At 69.2% G+C, this 15,192-nt stretch carries 17 protein-coding genes and 1 tRNA gene; 8 read left to right on the top strand and 10 right to left on the bottom strand.

Translation table 11 applies throughout. The features are described from left to right. Positions 1 to 58 precede the first annotated feature (58 nt). Positions 59 to 598 carry a DUF302 domain-containing protein gene (locus tag C3L37_RS23080; protein ID WP_228546443.1) on the top strand — a complete coding sequence of 180 codons (540 nt, stop codon included), beginning with the start codon at positions 59 to 61 and terminating at the stop codon, positions 596 to 598. Positions 599 to 658: 60 nt separating this feature from the next. On the opposite strand, the gene thiC is transcribed toward C3L37_RS23080, so the two are convergent. Next, positions 659 to 2,107: a phosphomethylpyrimidine synthase ThiC gene (gene thiC, locus C3L37_RS23075; protein ID WP_129116883.1), complete on the bottom strand. Its 1,449-nt coding sequence runs from the start codon at positions 2,105 to 2,107 to the stop codon at positions 659 to 661. Between the two features lie 140 nt (positions 2,108 to 2,247). On the opposite strand from thiC, the gene mvaD reads away from it, so the two are divergent. Then, positions 2,248 to 3,222: a phosphomevalonate decarboxylase MvaD gene (gene mvaD, locus C3L37_RS23070; protein ID WP_129116882.1), complete on the top strand. Its 975-nt coding sequence runs from the start codon at positions 2,248 to 2,250 to the stop codon at positions 3,220 to 3,222. Between the two features lie 126 nt (positions 3,223 to 3,348). Then, a complete protein-coding gene (locus C3L37_RS23065) occupies positions 3,349 to 4,485 on the top strand; it encodes an NAD(P)/FAD-dependent oxidoreductase (RefSeq protein ID WP_129116881.1) in 1,137 nt (378 codons plus the stop codon). Between the two features lie 25 nt (positions 4,486 to 4,510). On the opposite strand, the gene C3L37_RS23060 is transcribed toward C3L37_RS23065, so the two are convergent. Further along, the gene (locus tag C3L37_RS23060; protein ID WP_267195359.1) at positions 4,511 to 5,323 is read right to left on the bottom strand and encodes a BtpA/SgcQ family protein; all 813 of its coding nucleotides are present in this window, start codon (positions 5,321 to 5,323) and stop codon (positions 4,511 to 4,513) included. Further along, entirely contained in the window at positions 5,320 to 5,814 is a 495-nt protein-coding gene (locus C3L37_RS23055) for a GNAT family N-acetyltransferase (RefSeq protein ID WP_129116880.1), read from the bottom strand. The genes C3L37_RS23060 and C3L37_RS23055 overlap by 4 nt, the downstream gene beginning before the upstream one ends. A 160-nt stretch (positions 5,815 to 5,974) precedes the next feature. Between C3L37_RS23055 and C3L37_RS23050 the strand changes: the two genes are divergently transcribed. Then, positions 5,975 to 7,030, top strand: coding sequence for an AIR synthase family protein (locus C3L37_RS23050; RefSeq protein WP_129116879.1), 1,056 nt, complete (start codon positions 5,975 to 5,977; stop codon positions 7,028 to 7,030). Between the two features lie 6 nt (positions 7,031 to 7,036). Here C3L37_RS23050 and C3L37_RS23045 read toward each other — a convergent pair whose 3' ends face one another. After that, positions 7,037 to 8,044, bottom strand: a complete 1,008-nt coding sequence (locus C3L37_RS23045; RefSeq protein ID WP_129116878.1) for a sodium:calcium antiporter — start codon at positions 8,042 to 8,044, stop codon at positions 7,037 to 7,039. Between the two features lie 86 nt (positions 8,045 to 8,130). Between C3L37_RS23045 and C3L37_RS23040 the strand changes: the two genes are divergently transcribed. Further along, entirely contained in the window at positions 8,131 to 8,748 is a 618-nt protein-coding gene (locus tag C3L37_RS23040) for a VOC family protein (protein ID WP_129116877.1), read from the top strand. 81 nt (positions 8,749 to 8,829) lie between these two features. Here C3L37_RS23040 and surE read toward each other — a convergent pair whose 3' ends face one another. Then, positions 8,830 to 9,612, bottom strand: coding sequence for a 5'/3'-nucleotidase SurE (surE, locus tag C3L37_RS23035; RefSeq protein ID WP_129116876.1), 783 nt, complete (start codon positions 9,610 to 9,612; stop codon positions 8,830 to 8,832). 306 nt (positions 9,613 to 9,918) lie between these two features. On the opposite strand from surE, the gene C3L37_RS23030 reads away from it, so the two are divergent. Further along, the gene (locus C3L37_RS23030) at positions 9,919 to 10,275 is read left to right on the top strand and encodes a DUF5798 family protein (RefSeq protein WP_129116875.1); all 357 of its coding nucleotides are present in this window, start codon (positions 9,919 to 9,921) and stop codon (positions 10,273 to 10,275) included. Between the two features lie 43 nt (positions 10,276 to 10,318). Beyond that, positions 10,319 to 11,299 carry a PLP-dependent cysteine synthase family protein gene (locus C3L37_RS23025; protein WP_129116874.1) on the top strand — a complete coding sequence of 327 codons (981 nt, stop codon included), beginning with the start codon at positions 10,319 to 10,321 and terminating at the stop codon, positions 11,297 to 11,299. 69 nt (positions 11,300 to 11,368) lie between these two features. Here C3L37_RS23025 and C3L37_RS23020 read toward each other — a convergent pair whose 3' ends face one another. The 3 genes from C3L37_RS23020 to C3L37_RS23010 form a co-directional block, all read right to left on the bottom strand. Next, on the bottom strand, positions 11,369 to 11,791 hold the full coding sequence (locus tag C3L37_RS23020) for a CoA-binding protein (protein ID WP_129116873.1): 423 nt from the start codon (positions 11,789 to 11,791) through the stop codon (positions 11,369 to 11,371). A 40-nt stretch (positions 11,792 to 11,831) separates the two neighbouring features. Beyond that, positions 11,832 to 12,443, bottom strand: a complete 612-nt coding sequence (locus C3L37_RS23015; protein WP_129116872.1) for an RAD55 family ATPase — start codon at positions 12,441 to 12,443, stop codon at positions 11,832 to 11,834. 139 nt (positions 12,444 to 12,582) lie between these two features. Continuing rightward, positions 12,583 to 13,461, bottom strand: a complete 879-nt coding sequence (locus C3L37_RS23010; protein ID WP_129116871.1) for a geranylgeranylglycerol-phosphate geranylgeranyltransferase — start codon at positions 13,459 to 13,461, stop codon at positions 12,583 to 12,585. 103 nt (positions 13,462 to 13,564) lie between these two features. On the opposite strand from C3L37_RS23010, the gene C3L37_RS23005 reads away from it, so the two are divergent. Next, positions 13,565 to 13,639 (top strand) — tRNA-Arg (locus C3L37_RS23005). Between the two features lie 388 nt (positions 13,640 to 14,027). Here C3L37_RS23005 and C3L37_RS23000 read toward each other — a convergent pair. Together C3L37_RS23000 and C3L37_RS22995 are read right to left on the bottom strand one after the other, a co-directional pair. Then, on the bottom strand, positions 14,028 to 14,696 hold the full coding sequence (locus C3L37_RS23000) for a helix-turn-helix domain-containing protein (RefSeq protein WP_228546442.1): 669 nt from the start codon (positions 14,694 to 14,696) through the stop codon (positions 14,028 to 14,030). A gap of 76 nt (positions 14,697 to 14,772) precedes the next feature. Continuing rightward, positions 14,773 to 15,162 carry a hypothetical protein gene (locus tag C3L37_RS22995; protein ID WP_129116870.1) on the bottom strand — a complete coding sequence of 130 codons (390 nt, stop codon included), beginning with the start codon at positions 15,160 to 15,162 and terminating at the stop codon, positions 14,773 to 14,775. Between the last annotated feature and the right edge of the window lie 30 nt (positions 15,163 to 15,192).

Genomic DNA, 15,192 nt, shown 5'->3' with positions numbered 1-15,192 from the left:
ATACGCGCTGTAACGGCCGCATTACTTACACCGCGCGGACGTTCTCTCCGATCGAATCATGCGCGAGAACAGACGAACGTTCATGCAACTCACCGGCGTCACCCTCGGACTCGCGGGCGCCGGAACGGCCGTCGCGGGCGGATCGGACGCCTCGGGCGACGAAAACGACGCGAAGGAATCGGCGGCCGAGTGCGACCTCGACGGCGTCGGTCTCGTGACCGTCGAGAGCGACGAGTGCTTCGAGGAGACGGTCGATCGGATCGAGGAGGCGATCGAGGCGAACGAGGACCTCACCCCGGTGGCGACGATCGACCACGCCGCGAACGCCGACTCGGCCGGGCTGGAGCTACGACCGACGACGCTGTTCCTGTTCGGGAACCCCGAAGTCGGGACGCCGTTGATGCAGGAGAGCCAGTCCGCTGGCATCGACCTCCCGCAGAAACTGCTCGTCTGGGAGGACGAAGACGGCGAGGTGCTCGTGACGTACAACGATTCCGAGTTCCTCGCTGACCGACACGGGATCGAGGGGCAGGACGAGCGGATCGGGATGGTCTCGACACTCCTCCGCACGCTCGCCACGGGCGAATCGGACGAGTAGGGAGTAGGGTAGCGGAGACGGGGACGGAAGATAGACGACGGGAACCGAGCCTCGACCCGGTCAGTCGTCGGCGGAGCCCTCCTCGGCGACGTCGACCTCCGCCGCGAGGTCGGCCGACTCCGGCACGCGACTCGTGTCGTGCGTCCCGGTCGGTGGCAGGTTCACCTCGGCCGCCGCCGACGCGCCGAGATCCGTCGTCTCCTCGAGTGCGTCCATGTCCGCGCCCGCCGCTCTGGCGTCCTGGTCGATCCGCATCGAGCAGAACGCCGCGCCGCACATCGAACAGAAGCGCGCCTCCTTGTAGTTGTCGCCGGGCAGCGTCCGGTCGTGGTAGTCGCGGGCGCGCTCCGGGTCGAGCGCGAGATCGAACTGTCGGTTCCAATCGAAGGCGTAGCGGGCCTCCGAGAGCGCGTCGTCCCAGTCGCGCGCGCCGGACTGTCCGCTCGCCACGTCGCCGGCGTGCGCCGCGATGCGGTAGGCGGCCAGTCCGTCGCGCACGTCCGCCTCGTCGGGGAGGCCGAGGTGCTCCTTCGGCGTCACGTAACAGAGCATCGCCGCACCGGCGCGGGCCGCCTCGGCCGCGCCGATGGCGCTCGTGATGTGGTCGTAGCCCGGCGCGACGTCCGTCACGAGCGGCCCGAGGAGGTAGAAGGGCGCGCCGTCGCACACCTCCCGCTGGCGTTCGACGTTCGTCTCGACCTCGTTCAGGGGAACGTGCCCCGGCCCCTCGACCATCACCTGCGCGCCCCGCTCGCGCGCGATCCTCGTCAGTTCGCCCAGCGTCTCCAGTTCGGCGAACTGCGCGGCGTCGCTCGCGTCCGCCAGACAGCCCGGGCGAAGCCCGTCGCCGAGGCTGAACGTCACGTCGTGCTCGACGAAGATCTCGCAGATCTCCTCGAATCGGGCGTAAAGGGGGTTCTGCGCCCCGTGCTCCTCCATCCACCGCGCGAGGATCGACCCACCGCGCGAGACGATCCCCGTCTTTCGCCCGTCGGTCAGGGGCAGGTGTTCCATCAGGACCCCCGCGTGGATCGTCTGGTAGTCGACCCCCTGCCGCGCCTGCTTTTCGATCACGTCGAGCAGCAGGTCGCCGGTGATCGAGGCCGCGTCGCCGGCGCGCTTTACCGCCTCGTAGATCGGCACCGTCCCCACCGGTACGGGCGAGCGGGCGACGTTCGCCTCGCGGATGCGGTCGAGGTCGCCGCCGGTGCTCAGGTCCATCACCGTGTCGGCGCCGTAGTGAACCGCAGCGTGCAGCTTTCGAAGCTCTTCCTGCGGATCGCTCGTCGTCTCGCTGTTGCCGATGTTGGCGTTGACCTTCGTGGCGAACTCCCGGCCGATGATCATCGGATCGAGCGCGTCGTGCGCGCGATTCGCGGGTATCACCGCCCGTCCGTCCGCGATCGCCTCGCGGACGAGCGTCGGATCCCGGTTTTCGCGCTCCGTGACGCGCCGCATCTCCGCCGTGATTTCTCCGTCGCGCGCCCGCTGAAGTTGCGTGCCCGGCATGCGAGTAGCTAGTGATATTACTTAGTGTTAAATCTGTTCACCCGGACGGCCGTCGCGGCGATCGTCGGTCGGCGGCTGTTCGGCGTCCGAGCGCCGGCCGATCCGGGACGCTTAACCCCCCGCCAGTCGGGATTCGAAGCATGAAGGCCACCGCGCGGGCCCACCCGATACAGGGGCTCGTCAAGTACCACGGGATGCGCGACCCGGAGCTTCGGCTCCCGTACCACGACAGCATCAGCGTCTGCACCGCCCCGTCGAACACGACCACGACCGTCGAGTTCCGATCCGACGCGAGGGAGGACTCGTACGTGGTCGACGGCGAGAAGGTGACGGGACGCGGCGCGGAGCGCATCGCGGCGGTCGTCGAGCACGTCCGCGACCTCGCCGGGATCGACCACGCGGTTCGCTTCGAGAGCGAGAACTCCTTCCAGTCGAACGTCGGCTTCGGCTCCTCGTCGTCCGGCTTCGCCGCGGCCGCGATGGCGCTCACGGCCGCCGCGGGGCTCGACCTCACCCGGCCCGAGATCTCGACGGTCGCCCGCCGCGGCTCCTCGTCGGCTGCCCGTGCGGTCACGGGCGCGTACTCGCACCTCTACGCCGGACTGAACGACCACGACTGCCGCTCCGAGCGCATCGAGACCGACCTCGAAGACGACGTGCGGATCGTCGCGGGGCTCGTCCCGGCGTACAAGGAGACGGAGCAGGCGCACGCGGAGGCCGCCGACAGCCACATGTTCCAGGCGCGGATGGCGCACGTTCACGGCCAGATCGCCGAGATGCGCGACGCGCTCCGCGCGGCGGACTTCGACCGCGCGTTCGAACTCGCCGAGCACGACTCGCTGTCGCTCGCGGCGACGACGATGACCGGCCCCGCCGGCTGGGTGTACTGGCAGCCGCGCACCCTCGCGATCTTCAACGCGGTCCGCGACCTCCGCTCGGAGCGGGACGTGCCGGCGTACTTCTCCACCGACACCGGCGCGAGCGTCTACGTCAACACGACCGCGGACTACGCGGACGAGGTCGAGGCCGCCGTCGCGGACTGCGGCGTGGAGACCGAGGTGTGGGGGGTCGGCGGCCCCGCCGAGATCCTCGACGAGTCGGCGGCGCTGTTCTGACGCCGGCCGCCTCGCGTTCGCTTCCCGTCCGCCGACCGGTCCCACCGCCTCCCTTCCGTCACCCTCCTTCCACCACCTCCCTTCCGTCACCCCCACCCTCATTTGCGTCCGGTCCCTAGGGACGCCATGCGAATCGCCGTCCTCGGAGCCGGTTACGCCGGTCTCACGCTCGCCCGCCGCCTCGAAGACCGCCTCCCTCCCGAGGTCGACCTCGTCGTCGTCGACGAATCCCCGTCGCACCTCGTCCAACACGAGGTCCACCGGGTCGTCCGCCGTCCGGCGATCGCGGACGTCATCACGGTCCCGCTCGCGGACGTGCTGGAGCGCGCCGAGGTCGTCACCGCCCGGATCGAGCGAATCGATCCGGACGCCGGGACGATCGCCATCGATACGGGCGAGACGCTGACGTACGACTACGCGGCCGTCTGCCTGGGCGCGGAGACGAACTACTACGGCCTGCCGGGTGTCGAGGAGTACGGAACGCCCCTGAAGCGGATCGAACACGCGGAGCGCATCCGCGCCGACTTCCTCGACGCGTGCGCGTCGGGCGGCCGGGCGGTCGTCGGCGGGGCGGGCCTCTCGGGGGTGCAGGTCGCCGGCGAGCTCGCCGCGCTCGCCCGCGAAGAGGGCACAGAGGAGCGCGTCGACGTCGTCCTGCTCGAACAGTTCGACGAGGTGGCCCCGACCTTCCCGGCCAACTTCCAGCGCGCCGTCCGCGACGAACTCGACGCGCGCGGCGTCGAGATACGGACGGGGACCGCGGTCGAGCGGGCGACGGCCGACGAACTCGAACTCGACTCGGGGACGCTCGCGTACGACCAGTTCGTCTGGACCGGCGGCATCGCCGGCCCGGCGGCGATGGGCGGCGACCGTCCGACGGTTCGGGGGGACCTGCGGGTGAACCGCTCGACGTTCGTCGTCGGCGACGCCGCCCGCGCCGTCGACGCCGACGGCGAACCGGTGCCCGCGAGCGCCGCGGCGGCCGTCCGCGAGGCCCGGACGGTCGCGTCGAACCTCGTCCGCCTCGTCGAGCACGACCGCACGGGCGACGGCGGCTTCGAACCTCGCCTCGAACCCTACCGCTTCGAAGTCCCCGGATGGATCGTCTCCGTCGGCGACGGGGCGGTGGCGCAGATCGGACCGACGGTGCTCACCGGCGCGGCGGCGAAGGCGATGAAGGCGACCGTCGGCGCGGGTCACCTCGGTTCCGTCGGCGCGATCCGCAAGGCGGCCGAACTCGCGGAGCGGGAGTTCGGCGGCTGAATCCCCTTCGTCTCCGCCCCATCGCTCACCGACGCGCCTCGTCCGCGGCGTCGACGAGGGCGGCCACGCGGTCGGGATCGACCGGTTTCGCCGTCTCGCCTCCTTCCTTCAGCGCCGTGCCGACGACGACCCCGTCCGCGACGGTCAGGAGGTCCGCGACGGTCGCCGGCGTCGCGCCGCTGCCGACGAGGATCGGAACGCGGCGGTCGAGGTCGTCCCGCGCAGCGGCGACGGCGGCGAGGTGGTCACGGTCGACGGCGCGCCCCGTTCCGGTTCCGGAGGCGATCACGCCGTCCGCGAGGCCCCGGTCGACCGTCTCGGCGACGACCTCGCCGATCCCGCGCTCGCCGAGCGGCGCGGAGTGTTTCACCGCCACGTCGGCGAAGACGCGCACGTCGGCGTCGAGGCGCTCCCGGAGGCGCACCGTCTCGTGGGCGCGCCCTTCGATCACGCCCTGATCGGTGACGCGGGCTCCCGCGTGGACGTTAACCCGGACGAAGTCGGCTCCGGTCGCCGCGGCGACGGACAGCGCGGCCTCGGCGTCGTTCCGAAGCACGTTCACCCCGACCGGCGCGTCGACCGCGTCCGCGACCGCGCCGACGCACCGCGTCATCGACGCGACGACGTGTTTCGGGACGTCGTCCGGGTGGAAGGGCGCGTCCCCGAAGTTCTCGACCAGCACGCCGTCGACGCCGCCCCCGTCGAGCGCCTCGGCGTCCGCGACGGCGCGCTCTCTTATCGCCTCCCGGTCGCCCTCGAACCCCGGCGATCCCGAGAGCGCCGGGAGGTGGACCATGCCGATCACTGGGCGGTCGACGCCGAACGGCTCGACGATCACGCCACCACCTCGATCGATTTCACCATCTTCACGTGCGGGATGCCCGCCTCGCGGAACACGTCGCTCACCGTCTCGTAGCCGAGCCGCCGGTAGAACGCCTCCGCGTGGGTCTGGGAGCTGAGCGTCAGTTCCGCGACCCCGCGATCGGCGGCGGCTCGCTCGACCGCCTCCATCAGCCGCCTGCCCCAGCCGCTGCCCCGCGCGTCGGGGAGCACCGCGACGCGCTCGACTTTCCCGACGTCGCCTCGGTCGGCCGTTCCGAAATCGCCGCTCTTGCAGCCCCCCTCGGATCCGGCGAACCGGCGAAGGCGCGCGGCCCCGACCGCCCGGCCGCCGTCGTACGCGACGAAGTGGACCGCGCGCTCGTCGTGGTCGTCCCATTCGAGGTCCGCCGGCACGCCCTGCTCCTCGACGAACACCTCCCGGCGGACGGCGAAGGCGTCCGCCCGCGTCGCGTCGTCGTCGCCGACGACGACCTCGTCTCCGGTCATCGACGATCGTTGTCCGCCGACGGTCAGAAGCGTTACGGGTCGGTGCTCGGCGTCGCCGGCGGCGTCAGCCGCGCCGCCGACCGCAGCGGGGACCCGTCCGCGCGGCCGAGCGCAAGAGGTAGAAAGGTAGCGTTTTGCGCGCCGCCGAGAGATCGCCCGCATGGCAGACCTCGGGAAGATCGACCGGGCCTTCTTCGACGAGCACATCTACCCGCGGCTCGGCGCCGACCGCGACGACGTCGCGCTCGGGCCGAAACACGGCGTCGACTTCGGGATGATCGACGCCGGGGGAACGGCGGTCGTGCTCGCGACCGATCCGCTCTCCGTGCTCCCGGAGCTCGGCTTCGACCGCGCCGGCCGGTTCGCGCTGCACGTCGTCCTCTCGGACGTCGCCGTCTCCGGCCTCCCCCCGACGCACCTCGCCATCTCCTTTACCCTCCCGCCCGCGATGACCGACGAGGAGTTCGCCGAACTCTGGGGGGCGATCGACGACGAGGCGCGCGACCTCGGCGTGAGCGTCGTGACGGGCCACACCGCCCGGTACAGCGGCGTGGCGTTCTCGTGGGTCGGCGGCGCGACCGCGATCGCCGTCGGCGACGCGGCCGACGTGGTCCGCCCCGACGGCGCGCGGCCGGGCGATCGGGTGCTCGTCACGAAGGGACCGGCGGTCGAGGCGACCGGCCTCCTGACGACGCTCTTCGGCGACGAGATGGACCTCTCCGAGGAGACGCTCGCGGCCGCCCGCGAGCGGCTGGACGAGACGCGGACGGTCCGGGACGCCGTCACGGCCGCCGCCGCGGGACCGGTGACGGCGATGCACGACGCCACCGAGGGCGGACTCCACGGCGCGCTCTGCGAGGTCGCGGCGGGCGCGGGCGCGGGCGTCCGCCTCGACGTCGACCGCGACGCCGTTCCGATCCGACCCGGAGTCCTCGACACCTGCGAGTATCTCGGGATGGACCCGTGGACCGCGACCAGCTCCGGGACGCTCGTGCTGACGGTCGCGCCCGACGGCGTCGACGCGGTCGTGGCGGCGATCAGGGGACGCGGGACGCCCGTCGGCGTCGTCGGAACGGTCGAGGAGGGCGACGGGGTGATCGTGGACGGCGAGCGGATCGAACGCCCGACGGCGGATCCCTCGTGGGCGGTGTACGCCGAGTACGCCGGGTTCGACGACGAGGGCGGGGACGACGACGGCGGCGAGGGTTCACGTTGAGGGCGGTCAGATCCCTCGAACCGTCTCGACGACGCCGACGGTTTCGAGGGTCATCCATGCGAGAAACAGCGCGTACAGCCCGAGGAGCGCGAACGCCTCGCGGTCGGTGAGTTCGAGGTGCGTGCGCGTGAAGACGACGAACACGAGCGTGACGAGCGCCAGAAAGCCCATCATCGGGACGGCGGTGAGGAAGTTGACCGTGGCCGATCCCGCGAGGAGGACGCCGACGGGGATGGCGACGAGCAGGTTGAACGTGTTGCTTCCGAGGACGTTCGTGAGGCTCGTGACGCTCGCGTCGTTCTTGGCCGCGCGGACGCTGACGAAGGCGTCGGGCAGACTCGTCGCGGCAGCGATGACGGTCAGCCCCCACAGGAAGCTCGGCGTGTCGAATATCGCGCCGAAGCCGAGGGCGGCGCGGATGAGTCCCTCGACGCCGACGGTGATGAGGGCGAGCGCGACGGCGAGCCACCCCCACTCGCGGCGCGGATCGACGTCGACCGACCCCGCCGTCACGTGATCGCGGGTGTCCTGGTACTGGAGGAAGACGTAGACCCCGTACGTCGCGAGGGGGAGGAGCACGAGCGTCGGCGTGAGGATCGCCGCCGTCGTCGTCCCCCCGGGGACGTAGGTCGCGCCGAGGGCGAACGTGATGAACAGAACGAGGACGCTGATGATGTAAAACTGCGCGTCCTTGTGGACGATGTCGCGCGTCGCTTCGAGCTTCTCGCTGGAGAGCGCGGAGGCGGCCGGGATGACGAGGAGGTTGAAGATGGCGCTCCCGACGATAGCCCCGACGCCGAGGGAGAACTCGCCGTGGACGAGCGTGCTGATGACGACGGCGCTGAACTCGGGGAAGCTCGACCCGACGGCGAGCACGACGGCCCCGTGGACGGCGACGGGGAGGCCGTAGTGCTTGCTGAGGCGCTCCGCCGCGCGTTCGAGGAACTCGCTCCCCTTCCAGACGACGGCGGTGGAGACGACCGCGAGCGCGAGAAACGCGAGTACGTCGTTCACGTCGTGGAGTACGTGGTCGTCGCGCGAAATGTGCCTTCCGAAAACGGGAGACAGACGTATTTCGGCGGAGCGACAACCCTCCGGCCATGCCCGACGACCCGCACCCGGTTACGGCGGAGAGGCCGAACAGCCCGATTCACGCGGCGGGAACCGACCACGTCACCGTCTGGGGGAGCAACGCCGACGACACGATCGCGTTCTACCGCGATCTCCTCGGGATGCCGCTCGTGTTGCGGCAGCCGAACCTCGACGATCCGTCGCAGACGCACCTGTTCTTCGACACGGGCGACGGGCGGATCCTCACCTTCTTCGTCAGCGACGACCGTCCGTCCGACCCGAGCCCCCAGCGCGGCGGCGTCGGGGCCGTCCACCACCTCGCGTTCCGGATCGATCCCGAGCGCTTCGAGGAGGTGGCGGCGGCGCTGGAGGCCGACGGCCGGGGCTACAACGTCTTCGACAGAGGAATCTTCCACTCGATCTACACGCGCGACAACGACGGCCTCGTGATCGAACTCTCGACCGACAAGTACGACGTTCCGGACGACCGCCGCGGCGAGGTGCTCGCGGCCGCCCAGCGCATCCGCGAGGAGGCGGGCGCCGAGTACGCGAAGGAAGAACACCTCGAAGCCGCGCTGGAGGAACTCGGGATCGACGCCGAGGCGCACGACCTGCCGTCCGCGACGAGCGGCGTCGGCGGCGTCTGAACGGACGAGACGGCCACCGCCGTCGAGGTCTGAACGGACGAGACGGCCACCGCCGTCGAGGTCGACTGAGGCGAGTAGCGCTCAGCCCCGGTACGACGCCGCGAGCCTGTCGAGTTCGTCGTGTCTCCGCGTCGTGTGCGGCGCGGTCAGCGGCGAGACGCTGACGTTCCCGTCGACGATCGCCTTGCGGTCCGTGCCGTCCGGCTCGGGGAGGTCGCCCTCGCGCATCCGGTCCCACACCCGGTCGCGGAGGCGGACGCTCTCCCCCTCGCGCGAGGCGGTCATGTCGTACAGCGTCGACGGGCGCGTGACGGCGAGCCTCGCGGGGCTGTCGCCCGGCATCGGCGCGTTGACGTTCAGGTACTCCGCCTCCTCGAACACGCCGGCGTCGAGGGCGTTCTCGACGAGGTACGTCGACGCGGCGGTCGCCTCCCGGTAGTCCTCGGAGTCGGTCGCCGCGTCGGTCCACGACACGTCGCCGCCGGGGACGTACAGCGAGACGGCCATGGCGGGGACACCGAAGAATGCCGCCTCGACCGCCGCGCTGACCGTCCCGGAGCGTCCGAGGACGTACGCGCCGAGGTTCGCCCCCTTGTTGCAGCCGGCGACGACCATGTCCGCGTCCGGGCGGAGCGCTTCGAGGCCGATCACGGCGCAGTCGACCGGCGTCCCCTCGACGACGTACCCGAGTTCGTGGTCCGAGACGGTCACCTCGTGCGACAGCGCGCGGCCGACGGCGCTCTGGTCCGTTGCGGGGGCGACCGCCGTCACGTCGGCGACCTCGGAGAGCGCGTCGTAGAGGGCGCGGAACCCGACGCTTCCGATGCCGTCGTCGTTCGTCAGCAGGATCCGAGGCGTGGCCATGCGTGGCAATCTGACGCGGGGCGCAAAAGCGCACCGCTCTCGGATCGATCGTCCGTCCGCATCGTCCACTTCCATCCGGTCACCTTGTGACGGTCAAGCCGGCGCGAAGTGCGGCTTATCCGCGCGTCGAGCCTCCGGTGAGCATGGACTCCGACGGGGTCGAAACGGGGGGTGTCACGAGACGTCGGTTTCTGCTCGCGGCGGATGTGAGCCGCCGACGTCGAGCGACGAGACGGTCATCCGCGCGACGGCGTCGGAATCGGCGGCAAGCGGAACGCACACAAGGGAGGCGACGAATGCGGGGGTATGGGACTCGGAAATACCGCACGGACGCTCCAGAAGATGACGGACATGGCGGAGGACGTGTACAAGCGCCTCAACGACGTCCGCGAGCAGGTGAGAGAGACGCAGGACACCGTCGTCGAAACGCGCGACCGCGTCGGCAACCTCGAAGCCGAGGTCGCGGAGCAGCGCGCCGTCCTCGAAGCGCTGGCCGAAGAGCAGGGCATCGACCTCGACGGCGTGAAGGCGACGGCGCACATCGACGAGGCGGAGACTGGTGGAGTCGACGGCGCGGCGACGGACGCCGACTCGGGCGCGGAGACTCGGACGGAGTCCGCGACGGCGACCCGAACGGACGCCGACGACGCGACCGGCGAATAGCGGATAACAACGTTAACGGTCGGGGGCAACATTTGCCAGCCCGATGACGACCCACCGAGAGCCCCTCCCGTCGGTACTCGATACGATCGGGAACACCCCGCTCGTGGCCGTCCACGCCGCGCCCGAGGAGGTCCCCGTCTACGCGAAGCTGGAGTCGTTCAACCCGGGCGCGAGCGTCAAAGATCGGATCGGGAAGTACATGCTGGAGCGCATGCTCGACGACGGAACCCTCGAACCGGGCGGGACGGTCGTCGAGCCGACGGCCGGTAACACGGGCATCGGGATCGCCGTCGCCGCCGGGCAACTCGGCGTGGACGCGGTGTTCGTCGTCCCGGAGCGCTTCAGCGTCGAGAAACAGCGGCTGATGCGCGCGCTCGGCGCGGAGGTGATAAACACGCCCACCGACGACGGGATGGGCGGCGCGATCGACCGCGCGCACGAGCTCGCCGAGGAGCTGGACGACGCCGTCGTCCCGCAGCAGTTCTCGAACCCGCTGAACTCGGAGGCGCACTACGCGACCACGGGCCCGGAGGTGTACGACGCGCTCGACGACGAGGTCGGGGCGATCGTCGCCGGCTGCGGCACGGCGGGTACCCTGATGGGGATGGCCCGCTACGGGCGCGAGCGACACCCCGACACGTACGTCGTCGCCGTCGAACCCGAGGGGTCGCTGTACGCGACCGTCGTCGGGGAGGAGGCCGAGGAGGCCGAGTACAAGACGGAGGGGATCGGGACGCACGATCCCGCGACGAACGAGCTGTTCGACCCCGCGCTCGTCGACGAGGTCTCGCAGGTGGCCGATCGCCGGACGCACGAGGAAATCCAGCGGCTCGCCCGCGAGGAGGGACAGCTCGTCGCGTCCAGCTCCGCCGCCAACAGCGTCGTCGCTCGCGACGTCGCACGCCGGATCCGCGACGGCGAGATCGACGCGCCCTACGATTCCGTCGCGACGGTCTTCCCCGATTCGAGCGAGCGGTACCTCTCGAAGGGCCTCTACGGGTCGTTCGAGGAGTGGGAAGGGTAAGTCGGGCGGGTAGGGTAAGTCGGGGTGTGTCGGGCGTGGAGACGAATCCGATCGCGCTCGGCGCGCCGGTCAGCGGACGAGCCGGCCGTGTTCGACCTTCATGCAGCGGTCCTGTACGATCCGGAGCCCGGCCTCCTCGGCGCGGGCCGCCGCCTCGTCGTGCTCGATGCCGAGTTGGAGCCAGATCGCGCGCACGTCGCCGCGGTCCGCTTTGCGCGCGATGACCTGATCGACGACGTTCGGAACCTCCTCGCTCGGGCGGAAGACGTCGACCAGGTCGACCTCCTCCTCGACGTCCGCGAGCGAGTCGTACGCTTCGCGGCCGAGGATTTCGTCCGCGTAGGGGTTGACCGGAATGACGTCGTAGCCGTGTCGCTGGAGGTACGCCGGAATCTCGTGAGCCGCCTTGCCGGGCGTCGACGAGCAGCCGACGACCGCGACGACGTCGAGTTCGAGCAGGTCGCGCAGGCCGTCGTCCGTGGTGACTGGCATACGTCAGAGGTGGACGCGGGCGGCCAAAAGCGTTCGCCGCTCACGCGCTCGCGAGCCGAAGCACCGGATCGGCGTCGTCTCGCGTCTCGACGACACCGTCGAACAGTTGCGTGAGCGTGCTCGTCGTCCGGTCGTCGTGGGCCGTCGAGTCGATACAGAACAGTCCGAGCCCGTCGACGCTCTGGATCCGTCCGGTGAACACGTGCAGGAATCGGAACACCGTCTGCAGGTTCGAGTACATGAGAAGCGTCGAGAGCGAGTGCATCGCGATTCGGTTTCGCTCGACGCGCTGGTCCCGATAGAACGCCTGGAGGCACTCGGAGAGTTTGATGCCGATGCCGGTCATATCAACCGGCGACGAGGTGTACTTGACGCGGTCGTCGTCGCGGACGTCGCCGATGCCGTGCTGGCGCGTGACGCAGTCGACGACGGCGACTGGACGGTCCTCGGAGCCGATCCGTAGCGCGAACTCGTCGAGGACGCGATCGGCGCTGTCCTTGGTCGTTACGACGATCGCACCCTCGCCCCGGTCGGTTCCCTCCGCGAGGACGTCGAGCGCGAGCGCGCGCTTCCCGGTCAGCGGCGGGCCGGAGACGAGGAGATTCGTTCCCGGATCGACGTCGACGTCGAGCGCGGGGCCGAGATCATACATACGGGGGCCTCGTCGCCGGCCTGAACCGCCGCGTGCGTCCGCCTGCGTGACGCTCCGTCTCGGCAGGAGTCATCAACTGGTGGAAAGATACCGTGAATTGGTAATATTCTTTTTGATTATCTCGACGGGGCACTGACGCTCAGACGCCGACGCCGAGGATGGCGGCCGCCCGCCCGACGACGAACGCCCCGGCGGCGAGGAACATCCCCTGTTTCAGCCGACGCTGGCCCGCCGAAGGGTCGCGGAAGGACCGCACCGCCGCGCCGACCATGACGACGTCGGCGGGAAGGACGAACGCGAGGTAGACGAGTCCGAACGTCCCGCGGAGGTACGGGAGCACGCTCGCCAGCGCCGCGAGGAGCATGGCGACGACGCCGAGCCACAGCGCCGGTCGCTCGCCGATGGCGATCGGCAGGGTCCTGAGCCCCTCCTCGCGGTCGCCTTCGAGGTCCTCAACGTCCTTTACGATCTCGCGGGTGAGCGTCGCGACGGCCGCGAGCCCGAACAGCACGAGCGTCGCGTCGGAGAAGGGCACCCCCCCGGCGTCGACGGGGTTCACCGCCGCGTCGCCGAAGAGGAACGTCGATCCGGTGAGGTAGGCGACCACCACGTTCCCGACGCCGGGGAGACCCTTGAAGAACTTCGTGTACGCGACGAGCGCGAGGAGGTTCACGACCGCGATGGCGATCGCCAGGGGCGGGAGCAGGGCGGCGCAAACGGTCGCACCGAGGAACAACGCCGCGCTGAACAGCAGCGCCCCGCGGGGGGAGACCGCCCCGCGCGGGATCGGCCGGTCGGGGCGGTTGATCCGGTCGATCTCGCGGTCGAAGTAGTCGTTGACCGCGTTGCCCGCGCCGGTGGCGAACACCGTGGCGGCGACGGCGAGCGCCGCGGGGAGTGCCTGCGCCGACCCCGCCCCGGAGACGAACGCGCCCGTGAACGTGAGGACGCCGGCCGCGACGGCGTTGCCCGGGCGGGCGAGTTCGAAGCACCCGCGGGCGCGGTCGACGAGGGTCATTAGGCATGCCTGTCCGGCGGGTCGTGATAAATGACGCGAAGCGCGCGGGCGGTGGACGAAAACCACGTGATTTAAACGACCGTGCCGCGGTAGGATACTGTACGGGCGCTTAGCTCAGTCTGGACAGAGTGCTTGGCTTCGGACCAAGTTGTCGCGGGTTCAAATCCTGCAGCGCCCATGTTTCTGCGACGAACGAACGTGAGGAGCGAATGACGTCGCGCGAAGGATTTGAATCAGGGAGCGAACGAAGTGAGCGACCGTGGTTCAAATCCTGCAGCGCCCATAGATTTTAGACCAATAACCGCCCGGCAGCGTGGTGATTGTCAGTCGAACAGTCAGGTTCTGTGCTTTCGTTCGATGGCCGAACGACGGATCGGATTCCCTGTGTTTCGCGTACAGCCGAACTGGCCGGTGGGAGAAAATCAATCGCTGATTGAGCCACAGCCTCGGTTGCGCTGGATAGATACGCTCGATTCAGTATCTCTTTGGGTACCTCAGAGATCCGTGCTGGAGACAGACGCTCTCTCGACCACGGGTTTGTGGAATCCTGGTCGTTTGCCCAGCGGTCACTCACAACTGACGATGAACTGCCCGATGATACGGCCCGCGCCACGTCGAATCGTCCCGCTGGCACTCGACTTGTCTACGCCCAGCGTAGCTGCCAATTCAGCGAGGGTGCACTCTCGCGGCACCTCGAAGTAACCGCGGCGGTACGCGACGGTCAAGTATTCTCGTTGACGGTCCGTCAGTAGGGCATCCTCCTCGTCGGTATGGACCAGCGTCAAGAGGTCGTACTGACGACCGGTGTCATCGAGCGCTGACCCGAACGCCTCGAACTGGTCCCGTGTCGCAGTCAGACCGAACTCCATCTCGCCGTTTTCGACGAGAATCTGGAACTCTGGCGGGAGCGAGGACGCCCACAGGAATTCGTAGAGGCTCTTCTCGTCGGCCTCGTACTGCCCGATGGCCCGACGGTCGCCAACGTACAACTGATCGTACTTGAAGATATCTGCATGTTCCTGTATTGCATCGGTGACCGACTCTGGGCTCTCGGCCCGCACTTCACCGAGTTCGAGCGCCCGATCACCCTTTGGAACGCCAGTGAGTAATCGGAGCGTCGCATCCGAAAACGACCTGGACACCTCGGAGACCCAGACATCGTCGGGCAAGGTCATACGAAAGCGTGCACGGATCATATCGACCGCCCTGGGTCTGAGTATCGCAGCTGAAACCACACCATCGTGAGCCCTTGTTCTCTTTGCGTCGGGAAAAACGCCGACCCGCTCGTCGTTCCATCTTCCGGGTTTCGTCTTATGGCTCGACCACCCTGACGTTCCGGATCGTCCACAAAACTGCCGCGTGCACGAATCCGATGACGACCGAGGCACCGAGTGCGAGCACGATTCCGAACGCCAAATAGCCAGTCACTAGATTCGCATATGGCATCATCACGTCCTGTGGTGGTTCGACCGCCCACGGGCTGATGTGAAAATACGCGAGCATCGCGGCACTAATCCCGAAAAAGCCTGCCCAGTACCCGGACTCGACACGGCGGGTCAGCGTCAGGTAGTGACTGATAGCGATTGACATCCTCCCCGCCCTGAAGGGCGGGGTTTTAGCCTCGAATTTTCCATAAAACGTCCGCGTCAGACTGGTCTCAGTTGTCGGCAGTTCGATCGGAAGGGTATCCTCGATGTCCATATCTAACGGTTACCAGCTACCGCAGTCAGA

The organism is Halegenticoccus tardaugens (assembly GCF_004116405.1).
GTDB lineage: Archaea > Halobacteriota > Halobacteria > Halobacteriales > Haloferacaceae > Halegenticoccus > Halegenticoccus tardaugens.
Note: the sequence above shows the minus strand (reverse complement) of the source record. Positions and strands in the feature narration are given on the sequence as shown.